Origin of the sequence: Streptomyces sp. ISL-10, assembly GCF_018614575.1 — a bacterium.
Taxonomy (GTDB): domain Bacteria; phylum Actinomycetota; class Actinomycetes; order Streptomycetales; family Streptomycetaceae; genus Streptomyces.
In genome coordinates, this window is record NZ_JAGGOJ010000023.1 from 12,991 (window position 1) to 37,212 (window position 24,222).

The window sequence follows — 24,222 nt, forward strand, 5'->3', positions numbered from 1 at the left end:
TCGTGACGGCCGCGTCCACTGCATAAACTGGCCGGTCCAACCAGCGACCGTGCCCGGCCCCAGCAGGAAGCAGAGACCGCATTGAACCAGGCCCCAGAAGCGATTCTCCTGGTCGGAGGCAAGGGCACCAGGCTGCGTCCGCTCACCGTCCGCACACCCAAGCCGATGGTCCCGGCGGCCGGTGTCCCCTTCCTCACCCACCAGTTGGCGCGGGCACGGTCCGCGGGCGTCGAACACATCGTTCTCGCCACCTCCTACCTGGCCGAGGTCTTCGAGCCGTACTTCGGGGACGGCTCGGGGCTCGGACTGCACCTGGAGTACGTCACCGAGGAGGAACCGCTCGGCACCGGCGGCGCGATGCGCAACGTCGCCTCCCGCCTGCGGTCCGGGCCCGACGACCCCGTGCTCGTCTTCAACGGTGACATCCTCACCGGCCTCGACATCGGCGCCCTGGTCGACACCCACCGCTCGACCGGCGCGGACGTCTCCCTCCACCTCACCAGCGTCGACGACCCGCGCGCCTACGGACTCGTGCCGACGGACGCCACCGGACGCGTCACGGCCTTCCTGGAGAAGCCGCAGACGCCGGAGGAGATCGTCACCGACCAGATCAACGCCGGTGCGTATGTCTTCCGCCGCTCGGTCATCGACACGATCCCGACAGGCCGGCCCGTCTCCGTCGAACGTGAGACGTTCCCGGAACTGCTGCGCTCCGGAGCCCATCTGCAGGGCATGGTCGACTCCACGTACTGGCTCGACCTCGGCACCCCGCACGCCTTCGTGCGCGGCTCCGCCGACCTCGTTCTCGGCCGGGCCCCGTCCCCGGCGGTCCCCGGCCGGCGCGGCGACCGGCTGGTCCTGCCCTCGGCGCGCGTGGCCACCGGAGCGAAGCTGACCGGCGGCACGGTCGTCGGCGAGGGAGCCGTGGTGGGCGAGGGCGCCCGTATCGACGGCAGCGCGGTGCTCGCGGGCGCCGTCGTGGAAACGGGTGCGGTGATATCCGGCTCGCTCGTCGGTGAAGGCGCGCGGATCGGCGCGCGTACGGTGCTGTCCGGCGTGGTCGTCGGCGACGGCGCGGTCGTCGGAGAGGACAACGAGCTCAGGGACGGCGCACGGGTGTGGTGCGACGCGGTGCTCCCGGCGGGCGCGGTCCGCTTCTCCTCGGACCAGTAGCCTGAACGCATGGCAGGACGCTTCGAACAGGGCGCCGGCCGCGCGGGTGGGCGCGGCGGCGCGACAGGCGTACCCGCCGCGATACCCCGTCAGGTGTCGGCCGCCCGCACCCGGCGATGGACGCCGCCGTGGCCCCTCGACCTCGGTCTGGTCCTCGGACCGCTGCGCCGCGGGCCCGCCGATCCGACGTTCCGCACGACGGCCGACGGCTCGGTCTGGCGGGCCAGCCGCACGCCCGAGGGCCCCGGCACCCTGCGGGTCGCCCTCCGGGGCGCCGTGGTGGAGGCCGAGGCGTGGGGAGCGGGCGCGGAGTGGCTCCTCGACCGGCTGCCCGATCTGCTCGGGGCCTGCGACACCCCCGAGGACTTCACACCGCACCACCGCCTGGTCGCCGCGTCGCGGCACCGCCGCCCGGGGCTGCGCCTGCTGCGCACGGGTCTGGTGATGGAGTCCCTGATCCCGTCGATCCTGGAACAGAAGATCACGTCAGACGAGGCGTACCGGGCATGGCGGCTGCTGGTCCGCCGGTACGGCGAGCCGGCGCCGGGCCCGGACGAACGGCTGTATGTCATGCCGGATCCGCACGGCTGGGCGATGATCCCGTCCTGGGAGTGGCACCGCGCGGGCGTCGACAACAAGCGCGCCTCGACGATCCTGCGTGCGGTGAAGGTGGCGCGCCGCCTGGAGGAGGCGGCGACGATGGCCGCCGAAGCAGCCATGGCCCGGCTGGAGTTGATCCCGGGCATCGGCCCCTGGACATCGGCCGAGACGGTGCAGCGCAGCAACGGCGCGCCCGACGCGGTGACCGTGGGCGACCTCCATCTGCCGCGGATCGTCGGCTACGCGCTGGCGGGCGACCGCAACGCGGACGACGCGACGATGCTGGACCTGCTGTCCCCGTACGATGGCCACCGCCACCGCGCAACCCGCCTGATCCTGCTCTCCGCCGGCGTCCCACCCCGCCGCCAACCGAAGATGCGCCGGGTGGACATCGCGGCGTGGTGACGGCCGGCAATGCCGGGCGTGACCTTGGCTGCCGCCGATCCGTCGCGAGGCCCCGCGGCGGCGCTTGGATGTGGGGCCTTCGGCTGTCGGGGAGGGGCCGCCGAACTGCGGCGAAGGCGTCGGTGCGGGGTCTTCCCGCTGTCCGGGGCCGGCCTCCGCTGTCCGAGGGGGCTTGGTCCTGGCTCGCCGCCGATCCGTCGCGAGGCTCCGCGGCAGCGTGGGTGCGGGGCCCCTCGGCTGCCCCCACCCGGGCCGGGGCGCAGGGCCCGGGCCAGGCCCCCGCCACAGGAACGCAACCCCCGCGGGCTACCGCACCTCGATGAACGACGACGCCTCGCGGGGCGGGCGCGGCTGCGGCGGGGACGACGGGTGACCGATTGCCACCGCGCCCATGGGGTCCCAGGCGGCCGGCAGCCCCAGCACTTCCCGTACCACCTCGCGGCAGAACATCGTCGACGACACCCAGGCCGAGCCCAGCCGCTCGCCCGCGAGGGCCACCAGGAAGTTCTGGATGCCCGCGCCGGCGGCTGTCACGAACATCTCGCGCTCGGCCGTGTCCCGGCGCTCGTCGCCGTAGGTGTGCGCCCCGTCGGCGACCAGGCAGGGCACCGCCAGGTAGGGCGCCCGCCGCAGGACGTCCCCGCGCCGGACCCGCTTCGCGACGGCCTCGGGCGACGCGCCGTCACGCCGCAGATCGGCGACCCACGCGTCGCGCATCGCGTCGAGCAGACGGACGCGGGACGCCTCCGACTCCAGCAGGACGAAGCGCCACGGCGTCGTGTGATGCGGTGCCGGCGCCGTGACCGCCGCCTCGACGGCGCGCCGCACGGCACCGCCGTCCACCGGCTGGTCGGTGAACTCGCGCACCGTGCGCCGCTGCGTCACCGCCTCGCGTACCGCTTCCGACGTCCCGAGCCGGAACATGTCGTCGGCCGCGCCCCGCACCAGAGCCCGTGCGCCAGGGCCCGCGTCGTCGACCACGTGCGCGAGCCCCCGGACGACCGCGACGGGCAGCCCTTCGGCCTTGCCCTTCACCAGGTCGCCCGCGGCGGCGAGTTCGTCGGCGGTGGCGACCACGGTCGCGCTGAGCTGGTTGCTGTACGCGTCCGTGCCGCCGCGCAGGTCGTGGAGCACCCGCACCCCCGCCGCACCGATCGCGACGTCGGTGAGTCCGCTCCGCCAGGGCCGCCCGAACGTGTCCGTGACGATCACCCCGACGTCGACGCCGAGCTCGTCGCGCAGCCCGTCGCGGATCGCGCGGGCCGAGGCGTCCGGGTCCACGGGGAGCAGCAGCACGGTGCCCGCGGGAGTGTTGGAGGCGTCGACCCCGGCCGCGGCCATGACGAGGCCCTGGCGGTTCTCGACGATACGCAGGGCGCCGCGCCGTGCGACCACGCGTACCGTCTCGGCGTCGATCGCCGCCTCGCGGTCCGCGGCTTCGACGACCCGCCCCTCGGCCTTGCTGACGATCTTGGAGGTGACGAGCAGGACGTCGCCGTCGACGAGTCCGGGCGTGGTCGCCGCGATCAGCTTGGCGAGGTTGTCGCCGGGCCGGACCTCACCGATGCCCGGCAGCGCCCACACCCGGTAGGAGGCCGAGCTCACGCCCGTACCTCCTCGGCCAGCGCCAGAGCCGCGCGCGCCATCTCCGCGGTCGCCTCGGTGTCGGACATCATCAGCGGTACGGCGCGGCAGCGGATGCCCGCCGCCTCGACGTCCGGCACGGCGGCCGCGTCGACGCTGTCGACGAGCCAGCCGTCCAGCAGTCCGGAGCCGTAGTGGCGGGCGACGGCCGCCGCGGTCGCCTCGACACCGACCGCCGCGAGCACCTTGTCGGCCATGCCGCGCACGGGCGCGTCGCCGACGATGGGGGACAGGCCCACGACCGGCACGCCCGCCTCGGCGATCGCTTCGCGGATGCCGGGGACGGCCAGGATGGTGCCGATGCTGACGACGGGGTTGGACGGCGGGAAGAGGACGACGTCCGCCTCGGCGATCGCCTCCAGCACGCCGGGCGCCGGCTTGGCCATGTCCGCGCCGACCGGCACGACGGCCTCGGCGGCCACGGACGCCCGCAGCTTGACCCAGTACTCCTGGAAGTGGATGACCCGGCGTTCACCGTCGAGGGTGACGGCGACATGCGTCTCGACCCGGTCGTCGGACATCGGCAGCAGCCGTACGCCGGGCTGCCACCGGTCGCACAGCGCCTCCGTGACGGCGCTCAGCGGGTAGCCGGCGCCGATCATCTGGGTGCGGACGATGTGCGTGGCGAAGTCGCGGTCGCCGAGCCCGAACCACTCGGGCCCGACGCCGTACTCGGCCAGTTCGCTCTTGACCTGGAATGTCTCGTCGTTGCGTCCCCAGCCCTGCTCCTCGTTGATGCCACCGCCGAGGGTGTACATCACGGTGTCGAGGTCGGGGCAGACCTTCAGCCCGAACAAATGGATGTCGTCACCGGTGTTGCCGATCACCGTGACGTCCGCCCCGGGCGCGGCCTGCTGGAGACCGCGAAGGAAACGGGCGCCGCCGATACCGCCGGCCAGAACCACAATGCGCATGCGCCCATCTTGGCAGGCGCGGCGACGGCGCCTCAGGCCGGAACGGACTCGTGCGCGCCCGGAAGGGACTCCTGGGTGCACCGGGCGGCGGTGTGCATCGGCATCTCGGTCAGGCCCGGGTAGTACACGTGCAGGCTCACGGCCGGCTCCAGCGAGTCGTTGACGACCTCGTGCACATAGCCGGGGGCGAAGACCCGCTGCGCTCCCGCGCCCAGGGACCGTTCGCCGCCCTCGGTGCGTTCGGTCAGCGCGCCGTCGAGCACGGTGAGCACGCCGGAGGAGGCACCGTGGCCGTGCAGGCCGCTGCCCTGGCCGGGGACCCAGCTGAGCAGCCAGACCTCGTAGCCGGGACCGGTCTGCAGCCGGTGGTACCAGCGGGAGGTGGCGTCGTACTCGACGAGGTGCTCCCAGCGCGCGCGGTCGGCGGCGATGGAGCGGGCGAGCCCGGCGAACTCGGACACGGTGGCCGGGTGCTCACGGGCGGGCTGGAGCAGGTGCTGTACGGCGAGGATGTCGCCGGCGATCTGGAGGTCGCTGTCGCTGTTCATGCGTGGGGTTCCTCGGCGGAGATGCGTGCTGGGGGTCTCCCCGGCCGGAGCCCGGGGGAGGCGGAGCAGAAATGCGAGAAAAAGCTGGAGCTCGTGGGCATCAACAGCTGGAACAGCAACAGCAACAGCGGGCCTGGACAGCGCTGCGGAACCCGCGGAGGCGGGTCGCGAGGGGCGCTGAGGTCGCTGGCATGGGATCAAAGGTGACTGCTCCCCTTACCCCATGTCAACCCAATGCCCGATTTGGCGGCAATGTTTCATCACATCCGGTTACCGCGAACAGAGAAAGGTTTGTGCAGCCGCCGACCAGGAGACATGCGCCAGCAACCGTGCTCGCAAACGCCGTTGGCGCGCCGTGACCGTACTGTGATCCGGATCGCTTTGATGGCTTGATTGCAACAAGATCAATGTTTGCGACGTCTTCCCTTCGCGAGGGGCCGTCTCCCCTCCGTCGGGGAGGAGGTGTGGAGCAGGCCGCTGGCATGTGTCAGGTTTTTGGTGATTTGAACACTTTCCGCATAGCCTTGGTTCCGCAGAGTGAATACCGGGCCCAATAGCAGATCGTGGCTTGACTGGCCTGGAGCCACACACTTGTAATTTCACTCGTGTCGTTCGGCCGAAAACGATCGCGGCAACATCACGGGGACGCAAAGACAGACGAGGGGCGCACATGACCGAGCTGTTCCAGCAACTGCTGGTCGAGGACGCGGACGAGGAACTCGGCTGGCAGGAGCGCGCCTTGTGCGCCCAGACCGATCCCGAGTCCTTCTTCCCCGAGAAGGGCGGTTCCACGAGGGAGGCCAAGAAGGTGTGCCTCGCCTGCGAAGTCCGCTCCGAATGTCTTGAGTACGCCCTCAACAACGACGAGCGATTCGGCATCTGGGGCGGTCTCTCGGAGCGCGAGCGCCGCCGGCTCAAGAAAGCCGCCGTCTGATCGATGCGCCGCTGATCGACCGATGCGCCGCCCGCCGACCGCGGGCCGGCCAGTGTCCGGCCAAAAAGTGCAAATGACCACAAGGTGAACGGTCCGCCGTCTGTGCCCGGTGCACAGGCGGCGGACCGCTGACATGTCAGCCGTTAGTGTGGGGCCCCGTCCGTGACGCACCAACGCCCCGTCGGGGCGACCTTGGCCGGAGGGCCCGTACCTCAATGTCCGCCACCACAGCCGCGTTTGTCCCGGCACACGCGCCCGAGTTCCCGCGACACGTCGTCACTGCCGTGCTCGTCTCCCACGACGGCGCACGTTGGCTCCCCGACGCCCTCGCCGGAGTGCTCGGCCAGGAACGCCCCGTACAGAACGTCGTGGCCGCCGACACCGGCAGCGCCGACGACTCCGCGCAGCTGCTCACGGACGCCCTCGGCCCCGACCGCGTCCTGCACCTCGCCCGCCGCACCGGCTTCGGCATGGCCGTCGACGAGGCGGCCCGCACCGCAGGTGTCCTCACTGCCGACGACCTGCCCTACCTGAAGCGGCCCAGCGGCTGGGACCCCGTCACCAGGACCTGGCGCGACGAGGCGTACGACATGCCCGAGCTGCCGCACGGCGAACCCGTGCAGTGGCTGTGGCTCCTCCACGACGACTGCGCGCCCGAGCCCACCGCACTCGCCGAGCTGCTGCGCGTCGCCGATTCCGACGCATACGCGGCGATCGTCGGCCCCAAGCTGCGCGGCTGGTACGACCGCAAGCAGCTCCTCGAAGCGGGCGTCTCCATCGCCAACAGCGGCCGCCGCTGGACAGGCCTCGACCGGCGCGAGCAGGACCAGGGCCAGCACGACCAGATCCGCTCGGTCCTGTCCGTCTCCACGGCGGGCATGCTCATCCGCCGGGACGTGTACGAGGAGCTCGGCGGCTTCGACCGGCGGCTGCCCCTGATGCGCGACGACGTCGACCTGTGCTGGCGCGCCCACAGCGCCGGACACCGGGTCCTCGTCGCCCCCGGCGCCGTACTGCGCCACGCGGAGGCGGCCGCCCGGGAGCGGCGCACCGTCGACTGCGCCGGCCGGTCCGTCGCCAGCCCGCACCGCGTCGACAAGGCCGGCGCCGTCTACACCCTGCTGACCAACGCGCGCGGCGTCGCCCTGCCCTGGGTCCTGCTGCGCCTCGTCGTCGGCACCCTGCTGCGCACCCTCGCCTATCTCGTCGGCAAGGTGCCGGGTCAGGCCGTCGACGAGGTCATGGGACTCTCCGGCGTGCTGCTGCGGCCCGAGCGGATCCTCGCAGGCCGCCGCAGACGGGCACGGCGGGACGTGGACGCGAGCGAGCTGCGGCCGCTGTTCCCGCCGCCCGGCGCGACCGTCCGCGCCACCGTCGAACAGGTCGTCTCGGGCTTCGGCGGTTCGGACGCCGATTCCGGCGGCTCCCGGCACGGCGCCGTCGAGTCGGGGCCCGGCGGCGACGACGCGGAGTTCCTGGAGATCGAGCAGTTCGCACGGCTGAAGAAGATCGCCCGCAAGCCAGGACCGCTGCTGTTCGCCGTGCTCCTCCTCGTCTCCCTCGTCGCCTGCCGCGGCCTGTTCGGCGGCGGGGCGCTGGCCGGCGGTGCCCTGCTGCCCGCGCCTGCCGACGTATCGGACCTGTGGAGCCGCTACGCGGACAGCTGGCATCCGGTCGGCACCGGCGGCACCCAGACGGCGCCTCCGTACCTCGCGGTCCTCGCCGTCCTGTCCGTGCTGTTCCTCGGCTCCACCGGACTCGCCCTGACCGTGCTGCTCGTCTGCTCGGTCCCGCTCGCGGGCCTCACCGCCTACTTCGCGTCCCGGCCCATCGTCGAGTCCCGCCTGCTGCGCGCCTGGGCGAGCATCGCGTACGCCTTCCTGCCCGCCGCGACCGGAGCGCTTTCGACCGGCCGCCTCGGCACCGCCGTCCTCGCGATCGTCCTGCCGCTCATCGCCCGGGCCGCCGTCGCCGCACACGGGCTGCGGATCAAGGGCGGCGGCCGCGGCGGCTGGCGGGCCACCTGGGCCTACGCCCTGCTGCTGACCTTCGCCATGGCCTTCACACCCGTCGTGTGGCCGCTGGCCGTGGTCACCGGCATCGCCGTCCTCGTCCTGCGCCGGGACGACATCACCGCCTACGCGCTGCGTTTCCTCGCCGCCGTCGGCACCCCGGTGCTCGTCCTCGCGCCCTGGTCGCTGTCCCTGCTGAGCCACCCCTCCGGGTTCTTCCGCGAGGCGGGTCTGGCGTTCGGCAGCGGATCGGCCGACGCCCTGGACCTGCTCGGCATCAGCCCCGGCGGCCCCGGCGCCGCCGGCGGCATCCTGATGCTCGGCGTCGTGCTGGCCGCGCTCGCCGCCCTGCTGCGCGAGGAACGACAGTTCGCCATCCGCATCTCCTGGGCGGTCGCCCTGGTCGCCCTCGTCTTCGCGGCCCTGACGAACGGCTCCGGCTGGGCCGGGCCCGCCACCCTCGTCCAAGGCATCGCGCTGCTGTCCGCGGCCGTGCTCGGCGCCGAGGGCGGACGCACCCGCGTCGCCGCACAGGACTTCGGCTGGCGCCAGCCCGTCGCCGTCCTGGTCGCGCTCGCCGCGGCGCTCGCCCCCGTCGCCGCGGCGGCCGGCTGGATGATCGACGGCGCCGCGGGCCCGCTGACGCGTCGCGACCCCGTGCAGGTGCCCGCCTTCGTCGCCGAGGAGAGCGACACCCGCGACCAGCCCCGCACCCTCGTCCTCGGCGGCACATCGGCTGCCAAGGTCTCCTACGCCCTGGTGCGCGGCTCCGGCGGCCGCCTGGGCGACGCCGAGCTCGCCGAGGCGGGCGGCGGCGACGCCCGCCTGGACAAGATCGTCGCCCACCTGGTAGCCGGCTCCGGCGCCGACCAGACCGACCAGCTCAGCGGCTACGCGATCCGCTACGTGCTGGTACGCGACGGAGTGCCCCGCCAGACCAGTCGCGTCCTCGACGCCACCCCCGGGCTGAGCCGGCTCAGCCAGCTCGACGGCAGCGCGCTGTGGCGGGTGGACCGCCAGGTCGCCCGCGCGACGATCGTCGACGGCAGGAGCGATCCGCTGCCTGTCGCCTCGGACGCCGTCGAGGCGCACACCGAGGTCCCCGCCGGCGGCTCCGGCCGCGTCCTGCGCATCGCCGACCACGCCGCAGCGGGCTGGCAGGCCACGCTGGACGGCCGGGCACTGAAGAAGAGGACCGTCGACGGCTGGGCGCAGGGCTTCGAACTGCCCGCAGAGGGCGGCCGGCTGGACCTGACGTACGAGGGCCCGTCGACGCACACCGCGTGGATCTGGGCCCAGGCGTTCCTCGCGCTCGTCCTGGTGGTGCTCGCGCTGCCCGGCCGGCGTCGCGAGATCGACGACGACCTGCCGGAGGAGGAACTCGCCGTTCCCCTCCAGCCGGAGGCGGGCGAGGGCCGCCGGGCACGCCGGCTCCGCGCCCAGGCCGAGGCCGAGGCGGCGGCCGCCCAGGACAGCGCACCCGACCCGGATCCGTACGCCCAACAGGCCGACGGCCACGGTGCCTTCACCCCTGCCCCGGACGAACAGGCCGCGCCCTACGCGGCCGTTCCCCAGCAGCAGCCGTACGGCGACTGGCAGTCCGAGCAGGCGCAGCAGCCGGCCTACGGCGACGAGAGCGGTTACGCCTACGGCAACGAGCAGTACCCGGGCGGCCAGTACGCCGGTGAGCAGCCCTACGGCTCGTCCGAGCAGCCGTACGGTTCGGAACAGTCCTACGGCTCCGAGCAGCCGTACAGCTCCGAGCAGCAGTCCTACGGCGAAGGCGCGTATCAGCAGCCCTACCAGGACGGCTCGTACGGGGCGGCGTCCTACGGCACCGATCAGTACCCGCAGGACGACCGCCACCACGGCCCGTACGCATACGGCGAGCAGTACCCCGACGGCGGCGCGTACCCCGAGCCGCCCGCCCAGGCCCCCGGCACGACGCGAGGCGATTCAGAGTGAAGCGCACGACCATCTCCCTGATCGCGGTCGCCACCGCCCTCGCGGCGGTCACCGGATTCGCGACACTGTCCGCCCCGGACGGCACCGAGTCCACCCGGGGCGACCTCGCGCTGCCTCTGCCTGTGGAACGCTCCAGCCAGCTCTGCCCCGCGCCGAGCAGCTCCGAACTCGCTGAGACCCGGTACACGTCCTTCACGCCCGCGCGCGAGAAGGGCGAGGGACAGACGGAAGGCGCAGAGGCGGACTCGGCCGAACTGCGGCCGTCGGCGGCCGTGTTGGCCGACACCGATGCCGCACCGGCCAAGGGCGGCAAGAAGAAGGACGGGGACAAGGCCTCGGGCGCCGCGAAGAAGCCCGCCCCCGACAAGGCCGTCGTCGTCGTGAAGGAGCCCGGCAAGCCCGTGTCCGCCGAGGCGGACGGCGGCGAGGCTCCCGCCCTCGTCGGCACCGCCACCGGCTCCCTCGCGCCCGGCTGGACCACCCAGCAGACGACGTCGATCCCCGCGGGCAGCGGACGAGGGCTGCTCGGTGTCAGCTGCACCGCGCCCGACACCGACTTCTGGTTCCCCGGCGCCTCCCTCGCCGAGGGGCGGCAGGACTATGTGCACCTGACCAACCCCGACGAGTCCGGCGCCGTCGCCGACATCGAGGTGTACGGCAAGGACGGTGTGCTGGGGAGCACGCTCTCCGAGGGCATCACGGTCCCGGCCGGCTCCAGCGTTCCCGTGCTGCTCTCGACGCTCACCGCCGACAAGGCCGACGACGTGACCGTCCACGTCACCACCCGCACGGGCCGCGTGGGCGCCGTCGTACGGGCCGCCGACGAGGCCGAGGGCAGCGACTGGCTCGCCGCCTCCGCCGACCCGGACGGCACCGCCGTGCTGCCCGGCATCCCCTCGGACGCCACATCCGTGCACCTGGTGGCCTTCGCCCCGGGCGACGACGACGCCGAGCTGAAGGTCCAACTGGCGAGCCCCACCGGGACGATCACCCCGGCCGGGCACGAGACTCTGCACGTGAAGTCGGGGATGACCGCGACCGTCGACCTCGCCGACGTCACCAAGAACGAGGCCGGCTCTCTGATCCTCGGCCCCGCCGAAAAGGGGCGCGCCACACCCGTCGTGGCGGCACTGAGGGTCGTGCGCGGCAAGGGGGAGAAGAAGGAGATCGCCTTCATCCCGGCCGCGGCGCCGGTGGGCGAGCGCGCCACGGCCGCCGACAACCGCGCGAAGGGTTCGATCCTTTCGCTCATTGCCCCCGGCAAGGCGGCCGAGGTCAGGGTCACGGCATCGGCGGGCACGGAGGCGGGCGCGCAGGCCGTCAAGACGTACTCGGTGAAGGCCGGCACGACACTGGCGATCGTCCCGCCGGTGCCGGCCGGGCTGAAGGGCTCGTACGCGGTGACGGTCGAAACGCTGTCCGGCGGACCGGTGCACGCGTCGCGCACGCTGGAGATCGCGGACAACGGCGTCCCGATGTTCACGGTCCAGACCCTCCCGGACGACCGCGGCACGGTGGTCGTCCCGGAGGCGGAGCAGGACCTGTCGGTGCTGGACGACTGAGGGCGGGCGGGCCGTCGCGACCTGATGCGTGGCCCGCGGGCCGGATCCCGGGCCGGTGTACGCGCCGGCCGGCGGCACATCGGCGGCACATCGGTGACGGAGCCGGTTGCGTACGGCGCGGGCCGCGAGCGGTCAGTCCTGGCCGTAGCGTGGATCGACGGACTCCGGTGAGAGGCCCAGCAGCTCCGCCACCTGCTCGACGACGACCTCGTGCACCAGCAGGGCCCGTTCGTCGCGGTTCTTCGTCCGGATCTCGACGGGCCGCCGGTAGACCATGATCCGCGCCGGCCGGTCCTTCGCGGCCGGTTCGGCACTGCCCAGCGGGACCGAATCGTCCGGTGAGCCCGGCACGTCCAGGACGAGGAAGTCGACGTCCGCCAGCTGCGGCCAGCGCCGCTCGAGCCGCTCGACGGAGTCCTGCACCAGGTCACGGAAGGTCTCCGCGCGGCTGGCGGCGAGGGGGACCTGCGGCGGGGCGACGGGCCCGCGCATGCCCCGGCCGTGGCGGTCGCGGCGGCGCGGTTTCGGCTCGGTCGGGCGGGGCGGTACAGGACTGTCCATCACTGACGCAGGGTAACTCTCCGGCGCGGGCGCCGATCGTCGCCCGGGCCCCGCCACCGCCGGTTGTCGCCCCTTGACCGTTCCGGCCAAGGTTCGGCTCGATTACGCGCATCAGGAGATCGGTGATCTCGGTCCGATTGACATTATTCACCCCAAGTCATGACCGGCTCCTGCGCGGACGTCGCTCATGTGGTTCTCTTTCCGTGCAGGTCAGGCGAGTTGCCGGAACAGCCGTTTTGTCGGATGCCACACCACGACACGGGGGAGTGACCTGGTGGAGAGTCGTCGCAGCCCGCTCAAGAGTGCGGTACCGTCCAACGTCGTGAGCCCTGTACGTCGCTGTTCGCGCACCGCGTGCGGCCGCCCTGCCGTCGCGACACTGACGTACGTCTATGCCGATTCGACTGCGGTCCTCGGCCCGCTCGCCACCTACGCCGAGCCCCACTGCTACGACCTGTGCGCCGAGCACAGCGAGCGGCTGACCGCCCCTCGCGGCTGGGAGGTCGTCCGGCTCACGGACGGCTCCGCCCCGGCACGCCCCAGCGGCGACGACCTCGAGGCGCTGGCGAACGCGGTGCGGGAGGCGGCCCGGCCCCAGAGCCGTAGGGCAGAGGCGGGCGGACAGGGCGGACGCCGCTCGGCGGACCCCATGGAGGTCGCGCGCCGCGGCCACCTGCGGGTGCTGCGCTCCCCGGACAACTGAGCCACCGTCCTCGCCTACGCGCCCCTCGCGCCACGAGCCGGCCGTTCGCACATGGGCCAACCAGCCCGCCCTCCCCGCCCGTTGCCCCGGCGCCGTCATGCCCTGCCACCGAACCCGGCGGATGCGGGCCGGCCCCGACGAGCGTGCTCTCGTCAGGTCGTGGAGAGCGAAGTCAGGTCCGGGGCAGCCGGCCCCGACCCCTGCGGGTAGTTTGATGCGACTGCAAGACTTCAGGAGGATTGGGCCGTGGCTGCTGATCTGTCGCAGATCGTGAAGGCGTACGACGTCCGCGGAGTGGTGCCGGATCAGTGGGACGAGGGGCTCGCCGAACTCTTCGGCGCCGCGTTCGTGCAGGTGACCGACGCGGACGCGATCGTCGTCGGCCATGACATGCGACCTTCGTCGCCCGGTCTGTCCAGCGCCTTCGCCCGCGGCGCGGCGGCGCGCGGCGCCGACGTCACCCTGATCGGCCTGTGCTCCACCGACCAGCTGTACTTCGCCTCCGGACGCCTCGGCCTGCCGGGCGCGATGTTCACCGCCTCGCACAACCCCGCGCAGTACAACGGCATCAAGATGTGCCGCGCAGGCGCCGCCCCCGTCGGCCAGGACTCAGGTCTCGCGGACATCCGCGACCTGGTCGCCGCCTGGTCCGCCGACGGCTGTCCGGAGCCCGCCGCCCGGCCCGGCACGGTCACCGAGCGTGACACGCTCACGGACTACGCGGCCCACCTGCTGTCGCTGGTCGATCTGTCGGCGATGCGCCCGCTGAAGGTCGTCGTGGACGCGGGCAACGGCATGGGCGGCCACACCGTCCCCACCGTCTTCGGCGCCCTGCCCGTCACGCTCGTCCCGATGTACTTCGAGCTCGACGGCACGTTCCCCAACCACGAGGCCAACCCCCTCGACCCCGCGAACATCGTCGACCTCCAGGCCCGCGTCCTCGCCGAGGGCGCCGACCTGGGCCTGGCCTTCGACGGCGACGCCGACCGGTGCTTCGTCGTCGACGAGCGCGGCGAGGGCGTCTCACCGTCCGCGATCACCGCGCTCGTTGCCTCCCGCGAACTGGCCAAGCACCCGGGCGGCACGGTCATCCACAACCTGATCACGTCCTGGTCGGTCCCGGAGGTCGTACGCGAGCAGGGCGGCACGCCGGTGCGCACCCGGGTGGGGCACTCGTTCATCAAGGAGGAGATGGCCCGCCACGGTGCCGTCTTCGGCGGCGAGCACTCCGCGCACTACTACTTCCGCGACTTCTGGAACGCCGACACCGGCATGCTGGCCGCCCTCCACGTGCTCGCGGCCCTCGGCTCGCAGGACCGCCCGCTGTCCCGGCTGGTCGCCCGCTACGACCGCTACGCCGCCTCCGGGGAGATCAACTCGCAGGTCGAGGACCAGGCCGGCCGGGCGGCCGCGGTACGGGACGCCTTCGCGGCCCGCGAGGGCGTGACGACCGACGACCTGGACGGCCTGACGGTGGCGGCCGGTGACTGGTGGTTCAACCTGCGCGCCTCCAACACGGAGCCGCTGCTGCGACTCAACGTCGAGGCGTGCGACGAGGCGCTGATGACGAAGATCCGCGACGAGGTCCTGGCCCTGGTCCGCGCCTGACCCGTCCCTTTCCCGGCGGCCTGCCCGGGCACTCGCTGCCGCCGACCCGACCGACCCGACCGACCCGACCGACCCGACCGACCCGACCGACCCGACCGCGCCTGCCCCGACGCGGCGCTGGCGGCCCCGACCTGGCGGCCGCCCGGACCGACTCGGCCGGACCGGCCCCGACCCGGCCTGGGACGTCCGGCCGCCCCTCGCAGCACGCCCCGGCACCACACGCTCCGGGGCGTGGTCAGAACGAGCCGCATGCCACTTCCCGGCGGTAGGCTGACGAGGCCCGATCCGCCAGACCGTGACCGCACGTCCGACGCTGCCGAACCGCACACCGGACCTGCGAGACGCCCGAAGGGACACCGCTGACATGCCGCTCGAAGCCGGCCTCCTGGAGATCCTCGCCTGCCCGGCGTGCCACGCCCCGTTCGACGACCGAACGGCGGGCGAGACCCCCGAGCTGATCTGCACCGGCAAGGACTGCGGCCTGGCCTACCCCGTACGGGACGGCATCCCCGTCCTCCTGGTCGACGAGGCCCGCCGCCCCTCCTAGGGCGGGACCGGCCTACACAACCTCACACACCCCCCCGCCCGCGTACGGCGATCGGAGGCCCCACCCCATGCTCGACGAGTCGCTCCTCGACGCCCCGGAAGCTCTCGCCCGCATCGACCACCGAGGCCTCCTGCGCGGCGCCGCCGAAGCCGGGGCGCGGGTACGCTCCGCCGCCCGGCACGCGGCCGAGGCCGGAATCGCCGAGCTCACCCCCGAGGGACGCCCGCGGGCCGTCCTCGTCGCCGGGCCCGGCACCGCAGCCGTCGGCGTCGCCGACCTCATCGGCGCCCTCGCCGGTGCCTCCGCCCCCGTCATCGCCCTGCGGCCCACGGGCGTGGCCCACGCCGCCGGCGCGCTTCGCTGGGCCCTGCCGGGCTGGGCGGGCTCGCTGGACCTCCTGCTCGTCGCGACGAACGACGGCAGCGAACCGGGCCTCGCCCAGCTCGCCGAACAGGCGTACCGGCGCGGCTGCACGGTCGTCGCCGTCGCCCCCCGGACCTCACCGCTGTCCGAGGCGGTCGGCGGCACACACGGCATGGTCGTCCCCATGGCCACCGCCCCTTATGAGCTGTACGAGGAGGGGCAGGCGGCCAGCCCCGGTGCGCTGTGGGCCCTGCTGACACCGCTGCTGAGCCTCCTCGACCGCTTGGGGCTCGTCGAAGCGCCCCCCGAGCTGCTCGCCAAGGTCGCCGACCGGCTGGACCGCACGGCCGAGCGATGCGGCCCCGCGATCGCCACCTACAGCAACCCGGCCAAGACACTGGCCGCCGAGCTCGCCGACAGCCTTCCCCTCATCTGGACGGAGGGCACGGGCGCGGCCCCCGCCGGCCGCCGCTTCGCCGCGGTCCTCGCCGAGGTCGCCGGCCGGCCGGCGCTCGCCGCCGAGCTGCCGGAGGCCCTGCCCGCCCACGGCGTGCTCCTGGTCGGAGACTTCGCGGCGGGAGCCGATCCCGACGACTTCTTCCGCGACCGCGTCGAGGAGCAGCAGGCGATGCGTGCCCGCATCGTCCTGCTGCGGGACCGGCCCGCGGGCGGGCTCACCGCCGCTCCGGCCGCACGCGAACTCGCCCTCGGCCACGACACGCCGATCAGCGAGCTCGAACCGGAGGACGGTTCCGAGCTGGAATCGATCGCGGAGCTGCTCGCCGTGACCGACTTCGCCGCCGTGTACCTGTCGCTGGCCGACTCCGGCGACCGCGGCGCGGGCGACCAGGAGTAGGTCACCGCCCAGCGGACACCCCTGCGACACCGGGGATCCGCCGGACGGACGCTCCCCGTACGCGGCCCGGCCGTATCAAGGGCCGATATACCGGATCCGCCGTACTGGAGCCGACGCGCCGGAACCGCTGTACGGGACCGGTGTACCGGAGCTGCCGTACCGGACCGGTGCACCGCAGATCAGCCGTACCGCACACAAGCCGTACCGCAGAAGGACCAGGGAAGACCATGGATCGCCTCGCCAACACCGTGCGCCCCTACGCCTGGGGGTCCACGACCGCCATCCCGGAACTGCTCGGCGTCACTCCCACCGGCGAGCCGCAGGCCGAGATGTGGATGGGCGCACACCCCGGCGCGCCGTCCCACGTCAGCCGCGGCGGCGAGAAGGCCCGGCCGCTCTCCGAGGTCATCGCCGAGGCCCCCGAACGGGAGCTCGGCGCGGCGACTGTCGCCAAGTTCGGCCCCCGGCTGCCGTTCCTGCTGAAGCTCCTCGCGGCCGGTGCCCCGCTCTCTCTCCAGGTCCACCCCGACCTCCACCAGGCCAAGGCCGGTTACGCCGCCGAACAGGATGCGGGCGTCCCCCTCGACGCCCCGCACCGCAACTACAAGGACGCCAACCACAAGCCCGAACTGATCTGCGCGCTCACGCCCTTCGACGGCCTGTGCGGCTTCCGCGCGCCCATCGACGCGGCCGATCTGCTGGCCGGCCTCGACGTCGACTCCCTCAAGCCGTACGTGGACCTGCTGCACGCCCACCCCGAAGAGGCCGCGCTCCGCGAGGTCCTCACCGCCGTACTGACGGCCGACCGCGAGGAGATGGCTGCCACCGTCCACGAGGCCGCGACCGCCGCCGACCGGCTCGGTGGCCCCTACGCCCCCTACGCTGCCATCGCGCGCCACTACCCCGGCGACCCGGGCGTCATCGCCGCCATGCTCCTCAACCACGTCCAACTGCAGCCCGGCGAAGCGCTGTTCCTCGGTGCCGGAGTCCCGCACGCCTACCTCTCCGGCCTCGGCGTCGAGATCATGGCCAACTCCGACAACGTGCTGCGCTGCGGCCTGACGCCCAAGCATGTCGACGTACCCGAGCTGCTGCGCATCGTCCGCTTCCAGGCGGACGACCCCGGCGTGCTGCGTCCCGAGCAGTCACCGGCGGGCGAGGAGGTGTACGACACCCCGATCGACGAGTTCCGGCTCTCTCGCTTCGTGCTGGCCCCCGACTCCGCGCCCTGCGACCTCACGGCCGCGACCCCGCAGATCCTGCTGTGCACGGCGGGCGGCGTGACGGCCGGTGAGCTGGCGCTCGCCCCAGGCGAATCGGCCTTCGTACCGGCCGGCGAGACCGTGCGCATCACGGGCACCGACGGCGGCCCGGGCACGCTCTTCCGCGCCACAGTGGTGGCCTGAGACAGCGCCGCTTCGGGGTGCTGCAACAATGGCGCACCGCAAAGGCCGGGCAAAGCCCCGGAAGCGATCGACGTCAGTACGAAGGGACACCCGGAACACATGAGCGCGTCAGGCGGCACCAAGGCGATCGTGGCGGCACTCGCCGCCAACCTCGCGATCGCGGTAGCGAAGTTCGTGGCGTTCCTCTTCAGCGGATCGTCGTCGATGCTCGCGGAGAGCGTCCACTCGGTCGCCGACTCGGGCAACCAGGGACTGCTGCTGCTCGGCGGCAAGAAGGCCCAGCGCGAGGCCACCCCGCAACACCCCTTCGGTTACGGGCGCGAGCGCTACATCTACGCCTTCCTCGTCTCCATCGTGCTCTTCTCCGTCGGCGGCATGTTCGCCATCTACGAGGGCTACGAGAAGATCAAGCACCCGCACGAGATCGAGGCCTGGTACTGGCCGGTCGGCGTTCTGGTCTTCGCGATCATCGCCGAGACGTTCTCGTTCCGCACCGCCATCAAGGAGTCGAACGAGCTGCGGGGCAATCTCAGCTGGACGCAGTTCGTGCGCCGCGCCAAGGCTCCCGAGCTGCCGGTCGTCCTGCTGGAGGACCTGGGCGCGCTCGTCGGTCTGATCCTCGCCCTGGGCGGCGTCGGACTCGCCCTGCTCACCGGAAACGGCGTCTGGGACGGCATCGGCACCCTGTGCATCGGTGTCCTGCTGATCATCATCGCGATCGTGCTCGCCGCCGAGACGAAGTCCCTGCTGCTCGGCGAGGCCGCCGGCACGGAGGACATCGAGAAGATCAAGGCCGCCCTCGTGGACGGTGACGCGGTCACGCGTATCATCCACATGCGCACGCTGCATCTCGGCCCGGAGGAACTGCTCGTCGCCGCGAAGATCGCCGTCCAGCACGAGGACACGGCCGCCGAGGTGGCCGAGGCGATCAACGCGGCCGAGGACCGCATCCGCCAGGCCGTACCGATCGCGCGCGTGATCTACCTGGAGCCGGACATCTACAACGCGTCGTCGGCGTCGGCGGGCCCCGACCCGAGCAGCAAGGCGCCGGGCGACGCCGGCCACTGAGCCCTGCGACCGCATGGGGAAGGGCCCGCCCTGGACCACACCGTCCAGGGCCCTTTCCCATGCCTTCCTGGACCGGTCCGGTCCCAGAGCGATCCCGGGCGATCCCTGGCCGATTCCGAACCGCCCCGGAGCGATCCAGGGAGCGATCCCGGAGCAACGTGCAACAGATTCCAGCCACATCAAATGCGCGGAAAGCGCTGTTTGACCAGGCCTCGGCGCTCTGAAAGTGGCTGGAACCCAGGCCCAGGTGGGCTGGGGCCGACTGGGCTGATCGGTGTAGATTCGTAACCACTCAGACGTCGCTGCTGATGGCGGTCGGGCGGTCCCGCGGGGACCGGCCGAGGGAGAGAGGGCCTCCGACGGACTGTCCTGCTGACTCCCGGGCATTCGTATGCCCGGGCCGCCGCAGAGCAAGCCGTACCCACCCTCGACCCGAACCACGAGGAGCAGCTCGCATGTCGACTGTCGCCAACGGCCAGGACTTCAAGGTCGCCGACCTTTCCCTCGCCGCCTTCGGCCGCAAGGAGATCACTCTCGCCGAGCACGAGATGCCCGGCCTGATGTCGATCCGCAAGGAGTACGCCGACGCCCAGCCGCTGGTCGGTGCCCGCATCACCGGCTCCCTGCACATGACCGTGCAGACCGCCGTCCTGATCGAGACCCTGGTCGCCCTCGGCGCCCAGGTCCGCTGGGCCTCCTGCAACATCTTCTCCACCCAGGACCACGCCGCGGCCGCCGTCGCCGTCGGTCCCAAGGGCACCCCCGAGGACCCGCAGGGCGTCCCCGTCTTCGCCTGGAAGGGCGAGTCGCTGGAGGAGTACTGGTGGTGCACGGAGCAGGCGCTGACCTGGCCGAACACCCCCACCGGCGGCCCGAACATGATCCTCGACGACGGCGGTGACGCCACCCTCCTGGTACACAAGGGCGTCGAGTTCGAGAAGGCGGGCTCCGCTCCCGACCCCTCGACCGCCGACAGCGAGGAGTACGCGTACATCCTGCGCCTGCTCAACCGCACCCTCTCCGAGAACCCGCAGAAGTGGACGCAGCTCGCGTCGGAGATCCGTGGTGTCACGGAGGAGACGACGACGGGTGTCCACCGTCTGTACGAGATGCACCGTGACGGCACGCTGCTGTTCCCGGCGATCAACGTGAACGACGCCGTGACGAAGTCGAAGTTCGACAACAAGTACGGCTGCCGGCACTCGCTGATCGACGGCATCAACCGCGCCACCGACGTCCTCATCGGCGGCAAGACGGCCGTGGTCTGCGGCTACGGCGACGTGGGCAAGGGCTGCGCGGAGTCCCTGCGCGGCCAGGGCGCCCGGGTGATCGTCACCGAGATCGACCCGATCTGCGCCCTGCAGGCGGCCATGGACGGCTACCAGGTCACCACGCTCGACGAGGTCGTCGAGACGGCCGACATCTTCATCACCACGACCGGCAACAAGGACATCATCATGGCCTCCGACATGGCCAAGATGAAGCACCAGGCGATCGTGGGCAACATCGGTCACTTCGACAACGAGATCGACATGGCCGGCCTGGCGCAGATCCCCGGCATTGTCAAGGACGAGGTCAAGCCCCAGGTCCACACCTGGACCTTCGCCGATGGCAAGGTTCTGATCGTCCTGTCCGAGGGCCGTCTGCTCAACCTGGGCAACGCCACCGGGCACCCGTCCTTCGTGATGTCCAACAGCTTCGCTGACCAGACGCTGGCGCAGATCGAGCTGTACACCAAGCCCCAGGACTACCCGACCGACGTCTACGTGCTGCCCAAGCACCTCGACGAGAAGGTCGCCCGTCTCCACCTCGACTCCCTCGGCGTCAAGCTCACCACCCTGCGCCCGGAGCAGGCGGCGTACATCGGCGTCGAGGTCGAGGGCCCGTACAAGTCCGACCACTACCGCTACTGATCACGGTCGCTCCACTGATCACTTCCGATCGTCACTGATCACTGGTCGCTGATCTCTGATCCTCGATCGCCGGACCGCCGCCGAGAGCCCGGCGGCGGACGTGACCGGTACAAGGCAGGCCCCCGCACCCCCGTGTCGGGGGCCTGCCCCGTACCTCTCCTCGAACGGTCCGGGCGTCAGGACGTGTCGCCACGCCGCCGAGCCTCACCGCACAAGGACACCCACGCCCCATGCCCCGTGGCCGCTATTCGCTCCACGATCCGCACGATCACACCCCCCTCGGTGAAGAGCACTTCCAATGCGCCCCCGGCCCTTCCGGCTGGCGCTATGTCTCCCGCACACTCACCCCCACCGGCGATCAGGCCGGGACGATCGACCTGGCCCTCGACGAGCTCGGCCGCCCCATCCGGCTCGAACTCCACGCAGCGGACTGGCAGGTCCGCGGTGCCGCCCTGGACGGCGTCACCTGGGTCCGGACCGACCCCTCCGGGGCCCATGCCACGGAAGGCAATGTGCGCGCCCATGCCTTCACCGGCACTTCCCCCGCTTTCCTCGTCGCGACCGCCCGCCTGCTGCGCCTCACCCCCTCCGCCCCCGCGACCCGCGTACGCCTGGTCGCCTTCACGGACCCGGTCCTCGCCCCCCGCACGGTCGACCAGTCCTGGGCCCTGATGAAGAGTGAAGCGCACACCACTGACAACGCCCCCCTGACCGTGGACGAATACCAGGTCAGCGCCCTGGACACGGGCGAACAGCACACCGTCCACATCGCCGGAGACGTGGTCCTCGCAGCGCCGGGCATCGAACTCGAAGACCTCGAAAGTCCGCCGTCGGTCTTTCGCTGACGCCCCCCGCCCGCAGCGGTCGATCCGTCCACGGGCCGAACCGGCGGCCCGTCCGGTCGCAGGTCCGTCCAGTCGCGGAGCCGCTCGGTCGTTTTGGTGCCCGACCGTCTAGGCGGGCGGCGCGAATCCGGTCGACGACGACGGCCTCACGTCGACGGGCGACGGACGACGTCCGTCCCTCTCGTCGGGGACCGCGGTGGCGGCCACGGCCTCTGCGCCGGACGCCGCGACCCCCTCTGCACCGGTCCCGCCGCCGGCCCCGGTCCCGGCGGCCTGACCGGGACTCGCCCAGGCCGCCCCGGATTCGACGGACTCATGGCCGGTGATCCCGGGCCGCTCGGGCCCAGCCGCCGCCGGTCCAGCCGACGCAGGCCCTCGCGACGGCTCCGGTGCAGCGACCTCCCGACCCAAGGCGGCACGGCTGTCCGCGTCGGCGGACCTCGCCGCCGCAGCGAAGGCACGTCGCGCATCACGCGCCTGCCGCTCGTTCACCACGGCCGCCAGATAGGCAGCGGGCGGCACACCCTGAGGAACCGGCGTTCCGGTGCGGGCGGCCAGGTCCCCCGCCAGCCGTTGCGCCATGGACCAGCTCACCGCGGTGTCCAGTTGTCGCATGCGCGTCAGGTACTGGCGTATGGCGAGCCACAGATCATCAGGAACGCCTGACAGAGCGAGCTCGGAGAACCGCCCGACCAGCCATGGCGGCGGCGGCGGAACGACCAATGCCGCGCGCGCTGCCGGCACGCGCTCACGGACGACCAACGTCCCCGCGAAGACGTCGCCGATGCGCCGCCCCCGCGCCGAGACCAGCGAGGCGATAAGGGCGATGACCCCGAACGACATGAGGATCTCCACGACCCCGATCGCTCCTCGCACCAGCGCATGCCGGAAGCGGATGGGGCCGCCGTCGTCCCGCACGACCCGGAGCCCACAGGCCAGCTTGCCCAGTGACCGACCATGGCTGAGCGTCTCCACAGCGATCGGCGCGCCCACCAGCACCAGCAGGAACGTCGCGATCGAAACCGCCATGACCGCGGCCTCGTCCAGAGACGCTGTGGCCACCGCCAGCCCGATCGACACCAGCAGGTATGCCGTCCACACCACCACGAGGTCGATCGCCAGCGCGAGCGCCCTGCTCGGCAACCTCGCAGGCTGCAGTCCCAGTACGACCGCGTCCCCCGTCACAAGCCCGCTCACCGCAGCCACCCCTCGCGTTCCTCGGCCTTCCCTGCCCCGTGAATCCTCAGTCTGCCAAGCTGACCGGAAGCGCGCCGCAGTAGTACGGACCCTACGCACCCAGTGCCTGGAGCAGCAGCCGACCATGGACCTCGACGTCTTTGTCACCGCCCACCGCGCAGAGTGGGATCGTCTCGACTACCTCCTGCACAGGGGGCGCCATCTCACCGGAGCCGAGGCCGACGAACTCGTCGCCCTGTACCAGCGCACGGCCACGCATCTCTCTCTCATCCAGTCCAGCGCTCCGGACCCGATGCTCACGGGCAGGCTCACCCAGCTCGTGGCCCGGGCACGCGCCACGGTCACGGGCACCCGGCGAGCCGGCTGGCGGGACGCCGTCACCTTTCTGACGGCGGGTTTTCCGGCAGCGGTCTACCGCTCCCGCCACTGGTGGATACCGACGGCAGTCCTCTCGACGCTGCTGGCGGCCGTGATCGGCTGGTGGATCGGCACCCACCCCGAGGTCCAGTCCGCGATCGCGGCTCCCGAGGAGCTGCGCCAACTGACCAAGCCGGGCGGCGACTACGAGACGTACTACTCCAGCCACCCCGCGGCGTCGTTCGCCGCCCAGGTCTGGACGAACAACGCCCAGGCCGCGGCCATGTGCCTGACGCTCGGCGCGTTCCTGTGCCTCCCGGTCATCTGGATCTTGTTCCTCAATGTCCTCAACCTGGGAGTCGGCATCGGCCTGATGTCGTCCGCCGGTCGACTCGACACGTTCCTCGGCCTGATCCTTCCGCATGGGCTGCTGGAACTGACGGCCGTGTTCGTCGCGGCCGGAACCGGTCTTCGCCTGGGCTGGACGGTCATCGATCCCGGCCCGCAGAGCCGGCGGACCGCCCTCGCCCAACAGGGCCGGGCCGCGATCGGGATGGCGATAGGTCTGGCCCTTGTCCTCTTCGTCTCCGGTGTGATCGAGGGATTCGTGACGCCGTCCGGCCTCCCGACCTGGGCCCGGATCACGATCGGCATCGTCGCTGAGCTGGCATTTCTCGCTTACGTGTACATCCTCGGCGGCCGAGCCGCGCGGGCCGGGGAGACCGGTGACGTCGCTGAGCCGGACCGCAGCGCTGAGCTCCCGTCCGCAGCCTGACGGGCGGATGTGCGTAGAGCCCCTCTGAGCTGCTAGTCTCCTCTTCGCCCACGAACCCGTTGACACGGGGCGCGTGGGGAGGTAGATTCGGACAGTTGCCGGGACTGGACAGGTTCGGGCGTGAACATCTAGAGTCTCTCTCGCTTCCGCCGGGACTGGGTTCCCGAGAAGCCATTCCGAAGCTTTATCCGAATCATGAAGCCGATTTGGTCGGCCGAAATGCTTCTGATAAAGTCGGAGCCGCTGGAAAGGGAAGCGCGAAAGCG

The 24,222-nt window shown here is 72.1% G+C and carries 19 protein-coding genes; 14 read left to right on the forward strand and 5 right to left on the reverse strand.

Translation table 11 applies throughout. The features are described 5' to 3' along the window. The first annotated feature begins 81 nt into the window (after positions 1 to 81). Positions 82 to 1,173: an NDP-sugar synthase gene (locus tag J7E88_RS25800; protein WP_215185148.1), complete on the forward strand. Its 1,092-nt coding sequence runs from the start codon at positions 82 to 84 to the stop codon at positions 1,171 to 1,173. Between the two features lie 9 nt (positions 1,174 to 1,182). Then, positions 1,183 to 2,178, forward strand: coding sequence for a DNA-3-methyladenine glycosylase (locus J7E88_RS25805; protein WP_215185149.1), 996 nt, complete (start codon positions 1,183 to 1,185; stop codon positions 2,176 to 2,178). Positions 2,179 to 2,484: 306 nt separating this feature from the next. On the opposite strand, the gene J7E88_RS25810 is transcribed toward J7E88_RS25805, so the two are convergent. Genes J7E88_RS25810 through J7E88_RS25820 form a run of 3 tightly spaced genes read right to left on the reverse strand, consistent with a single transcriptional unit; the run spans position 2,485 to position 5,284 of the window. Beyond that, positions 2,485 to 3,783 (reverse strand): coenzyme F420-0:L-glutamate ligase, encoded by a 1,299-nt coding sequence (locus J7E88_RS25810; protein WP_215185150.1) that lies wholly within the window; start codon positions 3,781 to 3,783, stop codon positions 2,485 to 2,487. Then, positions 3,780 to 4,736 (reverse strand): 2-phospho-L-lactate transferase, encoded by a 957-nt coding sequence (gene cofD / locus J7E88_RS25815; protein ID WP_215185152.1) that lies wholly within the window; start codon positions 4,734 to 4,736, stop codon positions 3,780 to 3,782. Before cofD ends, J7E88_RS25810 begins: the two co-directional genes overlap by 4 nt. Before the next feature lie 32 nt (positions 4,737 to 4,768). Further along, entirely contained in the window at positions 4,769 to 5,284 is a 516-nt protein-coding gene (locus J7E88_RS25820) for a cysteine dioxygenase family protein (RefSeq protein WP_215185154.1), read from the reverse strand. A gap of 670 nt (positions 5,285 to 5,954) precedes the next feature. Here J7E88_RS25820 and J7E88_RS25825 point away from each other — a divergent pair. The 3 genes from J7E88_RS25825 (at position 5,955) to J7E88_RS25835 (ending at position 11,757) form a co-directional block, all read left to right on the forward strand. Next, positions 5,955 to 6,218 carry a WhiB family transcriptional regulator gene (locus J7E88_RS25825; RefSeq protein WP_018846780.1) on the forward strand — a complete coding sequence of 88 codons (264 nt, stop codon included), beginning with the start codon at positions 5,955 to 5,957 and terminating at the stop codon, positions 6,216 to 6,218. A 215-nt stretch (positions 6,219 to 6,433) separates the two neighbouring features. Next, positions 6,434 to 10,195, forward strand: a complete 3,762-nt coding sequence (locus J7E88_RS25830) for a glycosyltransferase (protein WP_215185156.1) — start codon at positions 6,434 to 6,436, stop codon at positions 10,193 to 10,195. Then, positions 10,192 to 11,757, forward strand: a complete 1,566-nt coding sequence (locus tag J7E88_RS25835) for a DUF5719 family protein (protein WP_215185158.1) — start codon at positions 10,192 to 10,194, stop codon at positions 11,755 to 11,757. Before J7E88_RS25830 ends, J7E88_RS25835 begins: the two co-directional genes overlap by 4 nt. A gap of 132 nt (positions 11,758 to 11,889) precedes the next feature. On the opposite strand, the gene J7E88_RS25840 is transcribed toward J7E88_RS25835, so the two are convergent. Continuing rightward, entirely contained in the window at positions 11,890 to 12,318 is a 429-nt protein-coding gene (locus tag J7E88_RS25840; RefSeq protein ID WP_215185182.1) for a metallopeptidase family protein, read from the reverse strand. A 274-nt stretch (positions 12,319 to 12,592) separates the two neighbouring features. On the opposite strand from J7E88_RS25840, the gene J7E88_RS25845 reads away from it, so the two are divergent. The 8 genes from J7E88_RS25845 to J7E88_RS25880 all read left to right on the forward strand — a co-directional run bounded on the left by J7E88_RS25845 (position 12,593) and on the right by J7E88_RS25880 (position 21,627). Further along, positions 12,593 to 13,021, forward strand: a complete 429-nt coding sequence (locus J7E88_RS25845; protein WP_215185160.1) for a DUF3499 domain-containing protein — start codon at positions 12,593 to 12,595, stop codon at positions 13,019 to 13,021. A gap of 246 nt (positions 13,022 to 13,267) precedes the next feature. Next, complete coding sequence (locus tag J7E88_RS25850) at positions 13,268 to 14,629, forward strand: phosphomannomutase/phosphoglucomutase (protein ID WP_215185162.1); 1,362 nt, start codon at positions 13,268 to 13,270, stop codon at positions 14,627 to 14,629. Between the two features lie 364 nt (positions 14,630 to 14,993). Continuing rightward, positions 14,994 to 15,176, forward strand: coding sequence for a Trm112 family protein (locus tag J7E88_RS25855; protein ID WP_215185164.1), 183 nt, complete (start codon positions 14,994 to 14,996; stop codon positions 15,174 to 15,176). Between the two features lie 67 nt (positions 15,177 to 15,243). After that, positions 15,244 to 16,395, forward strand: a complete 1,152-nt coding sequence (locus J7E88_RS25860; protein ID WP_215185166.1) for an SIS domain-containing protein — start codon at positions 15,244 to 15,246, stop codon at positions 16,393 to 16,395. Positions 16,396 to 16,622: 227 nt separating this feature from the next. Next, positions 16,623 to 17,801: a mannose-6-phosphate isomerase, class I gene (manA, locus tag J7E88_RS25865; protein WP_215185168.1), complete on the forward strand. Its 1,179-nt coding sequence runs from the start codon at positions 16,623 to 16,625 to the stop codon at positions 17,799 to 17,801. A gap of 99 nt (positions 17,802 to 17,900) precedes the next feature. After that, positions 17,901 to 18,869 carry a cation diffusion facilitator family transporter gene (locus J7E88_RS25870; RefSeq protein ID WP_215185170.1) on the forward strand — a complete coding sequence of 323 codons (969 nt, stop codon included), beginning with the start codon at positions 17,901 to 17,903 and terminating at the stop codon, positions 18,867 to 18,869. 455 nt (positions 18,870 to 19,324) lie between these two features. Continuing rightward, the gene (ahcY, locus tag J7E88_RS25875; protein WP_215185172.1) at positions 19,325 to 20,782 is read left to right on the forward strand and encodes an adenosylhomocysteinase; all 1,458 of its coding nucleotides are present in this window, start codon (positions 19,325 to 19,327) and stop codon (positions 20,780 to 20,782) included. Between the two features lie 230 nt (positions 20,783 to 21,012). Further along, positions 21,013 to 21,627 carry a hypothetical protein gene (locus tag J7E88_RS25880; protein ID WP_215185173.1) on the forward strand — a complete coding sequence of 205 codons (615 nt, stop codon included), beginning with the start codon at positions 21,013 to 21,015 and terminating at the stop codon, positions 21,625 to 21,627. A gap of 108 nt (positions 21,628 to 21,735) precedes the next feature. On the opposite strand, the gene J7E88_RS25885 is transcribed toward J7E88_RS25880, so the two are convergent. Then, positions 21,736 to 22,824, reverse strand: a complete 1,089-nt coding sequence (locus J7E88_RS25885; protein WP_215185176.1) for an RDD family protein — start codon at positions 22,822 to 22,824, stop codon at positions 21,736 to 21,738. A 124-nt stretch (positions 22,825 to 22,948) separates the two neighbouring features. On the opposite strand from J7E88_RS25885, the gene J7E88_RS25890 reads away from it, so the two are divergent. Beyond that, a complete protein-coding gene (locus J7E88_RS25890) occupies positions 22,949 to 23,956 on the forward strand; it encodes a stage II sporulation protein M (RefSeq protein WP_215185178.1) in 1,008 nt (335 codons plus the stop codon). Positions 23,957 to 24,222 lie beyond the last annotated feature (266 nt).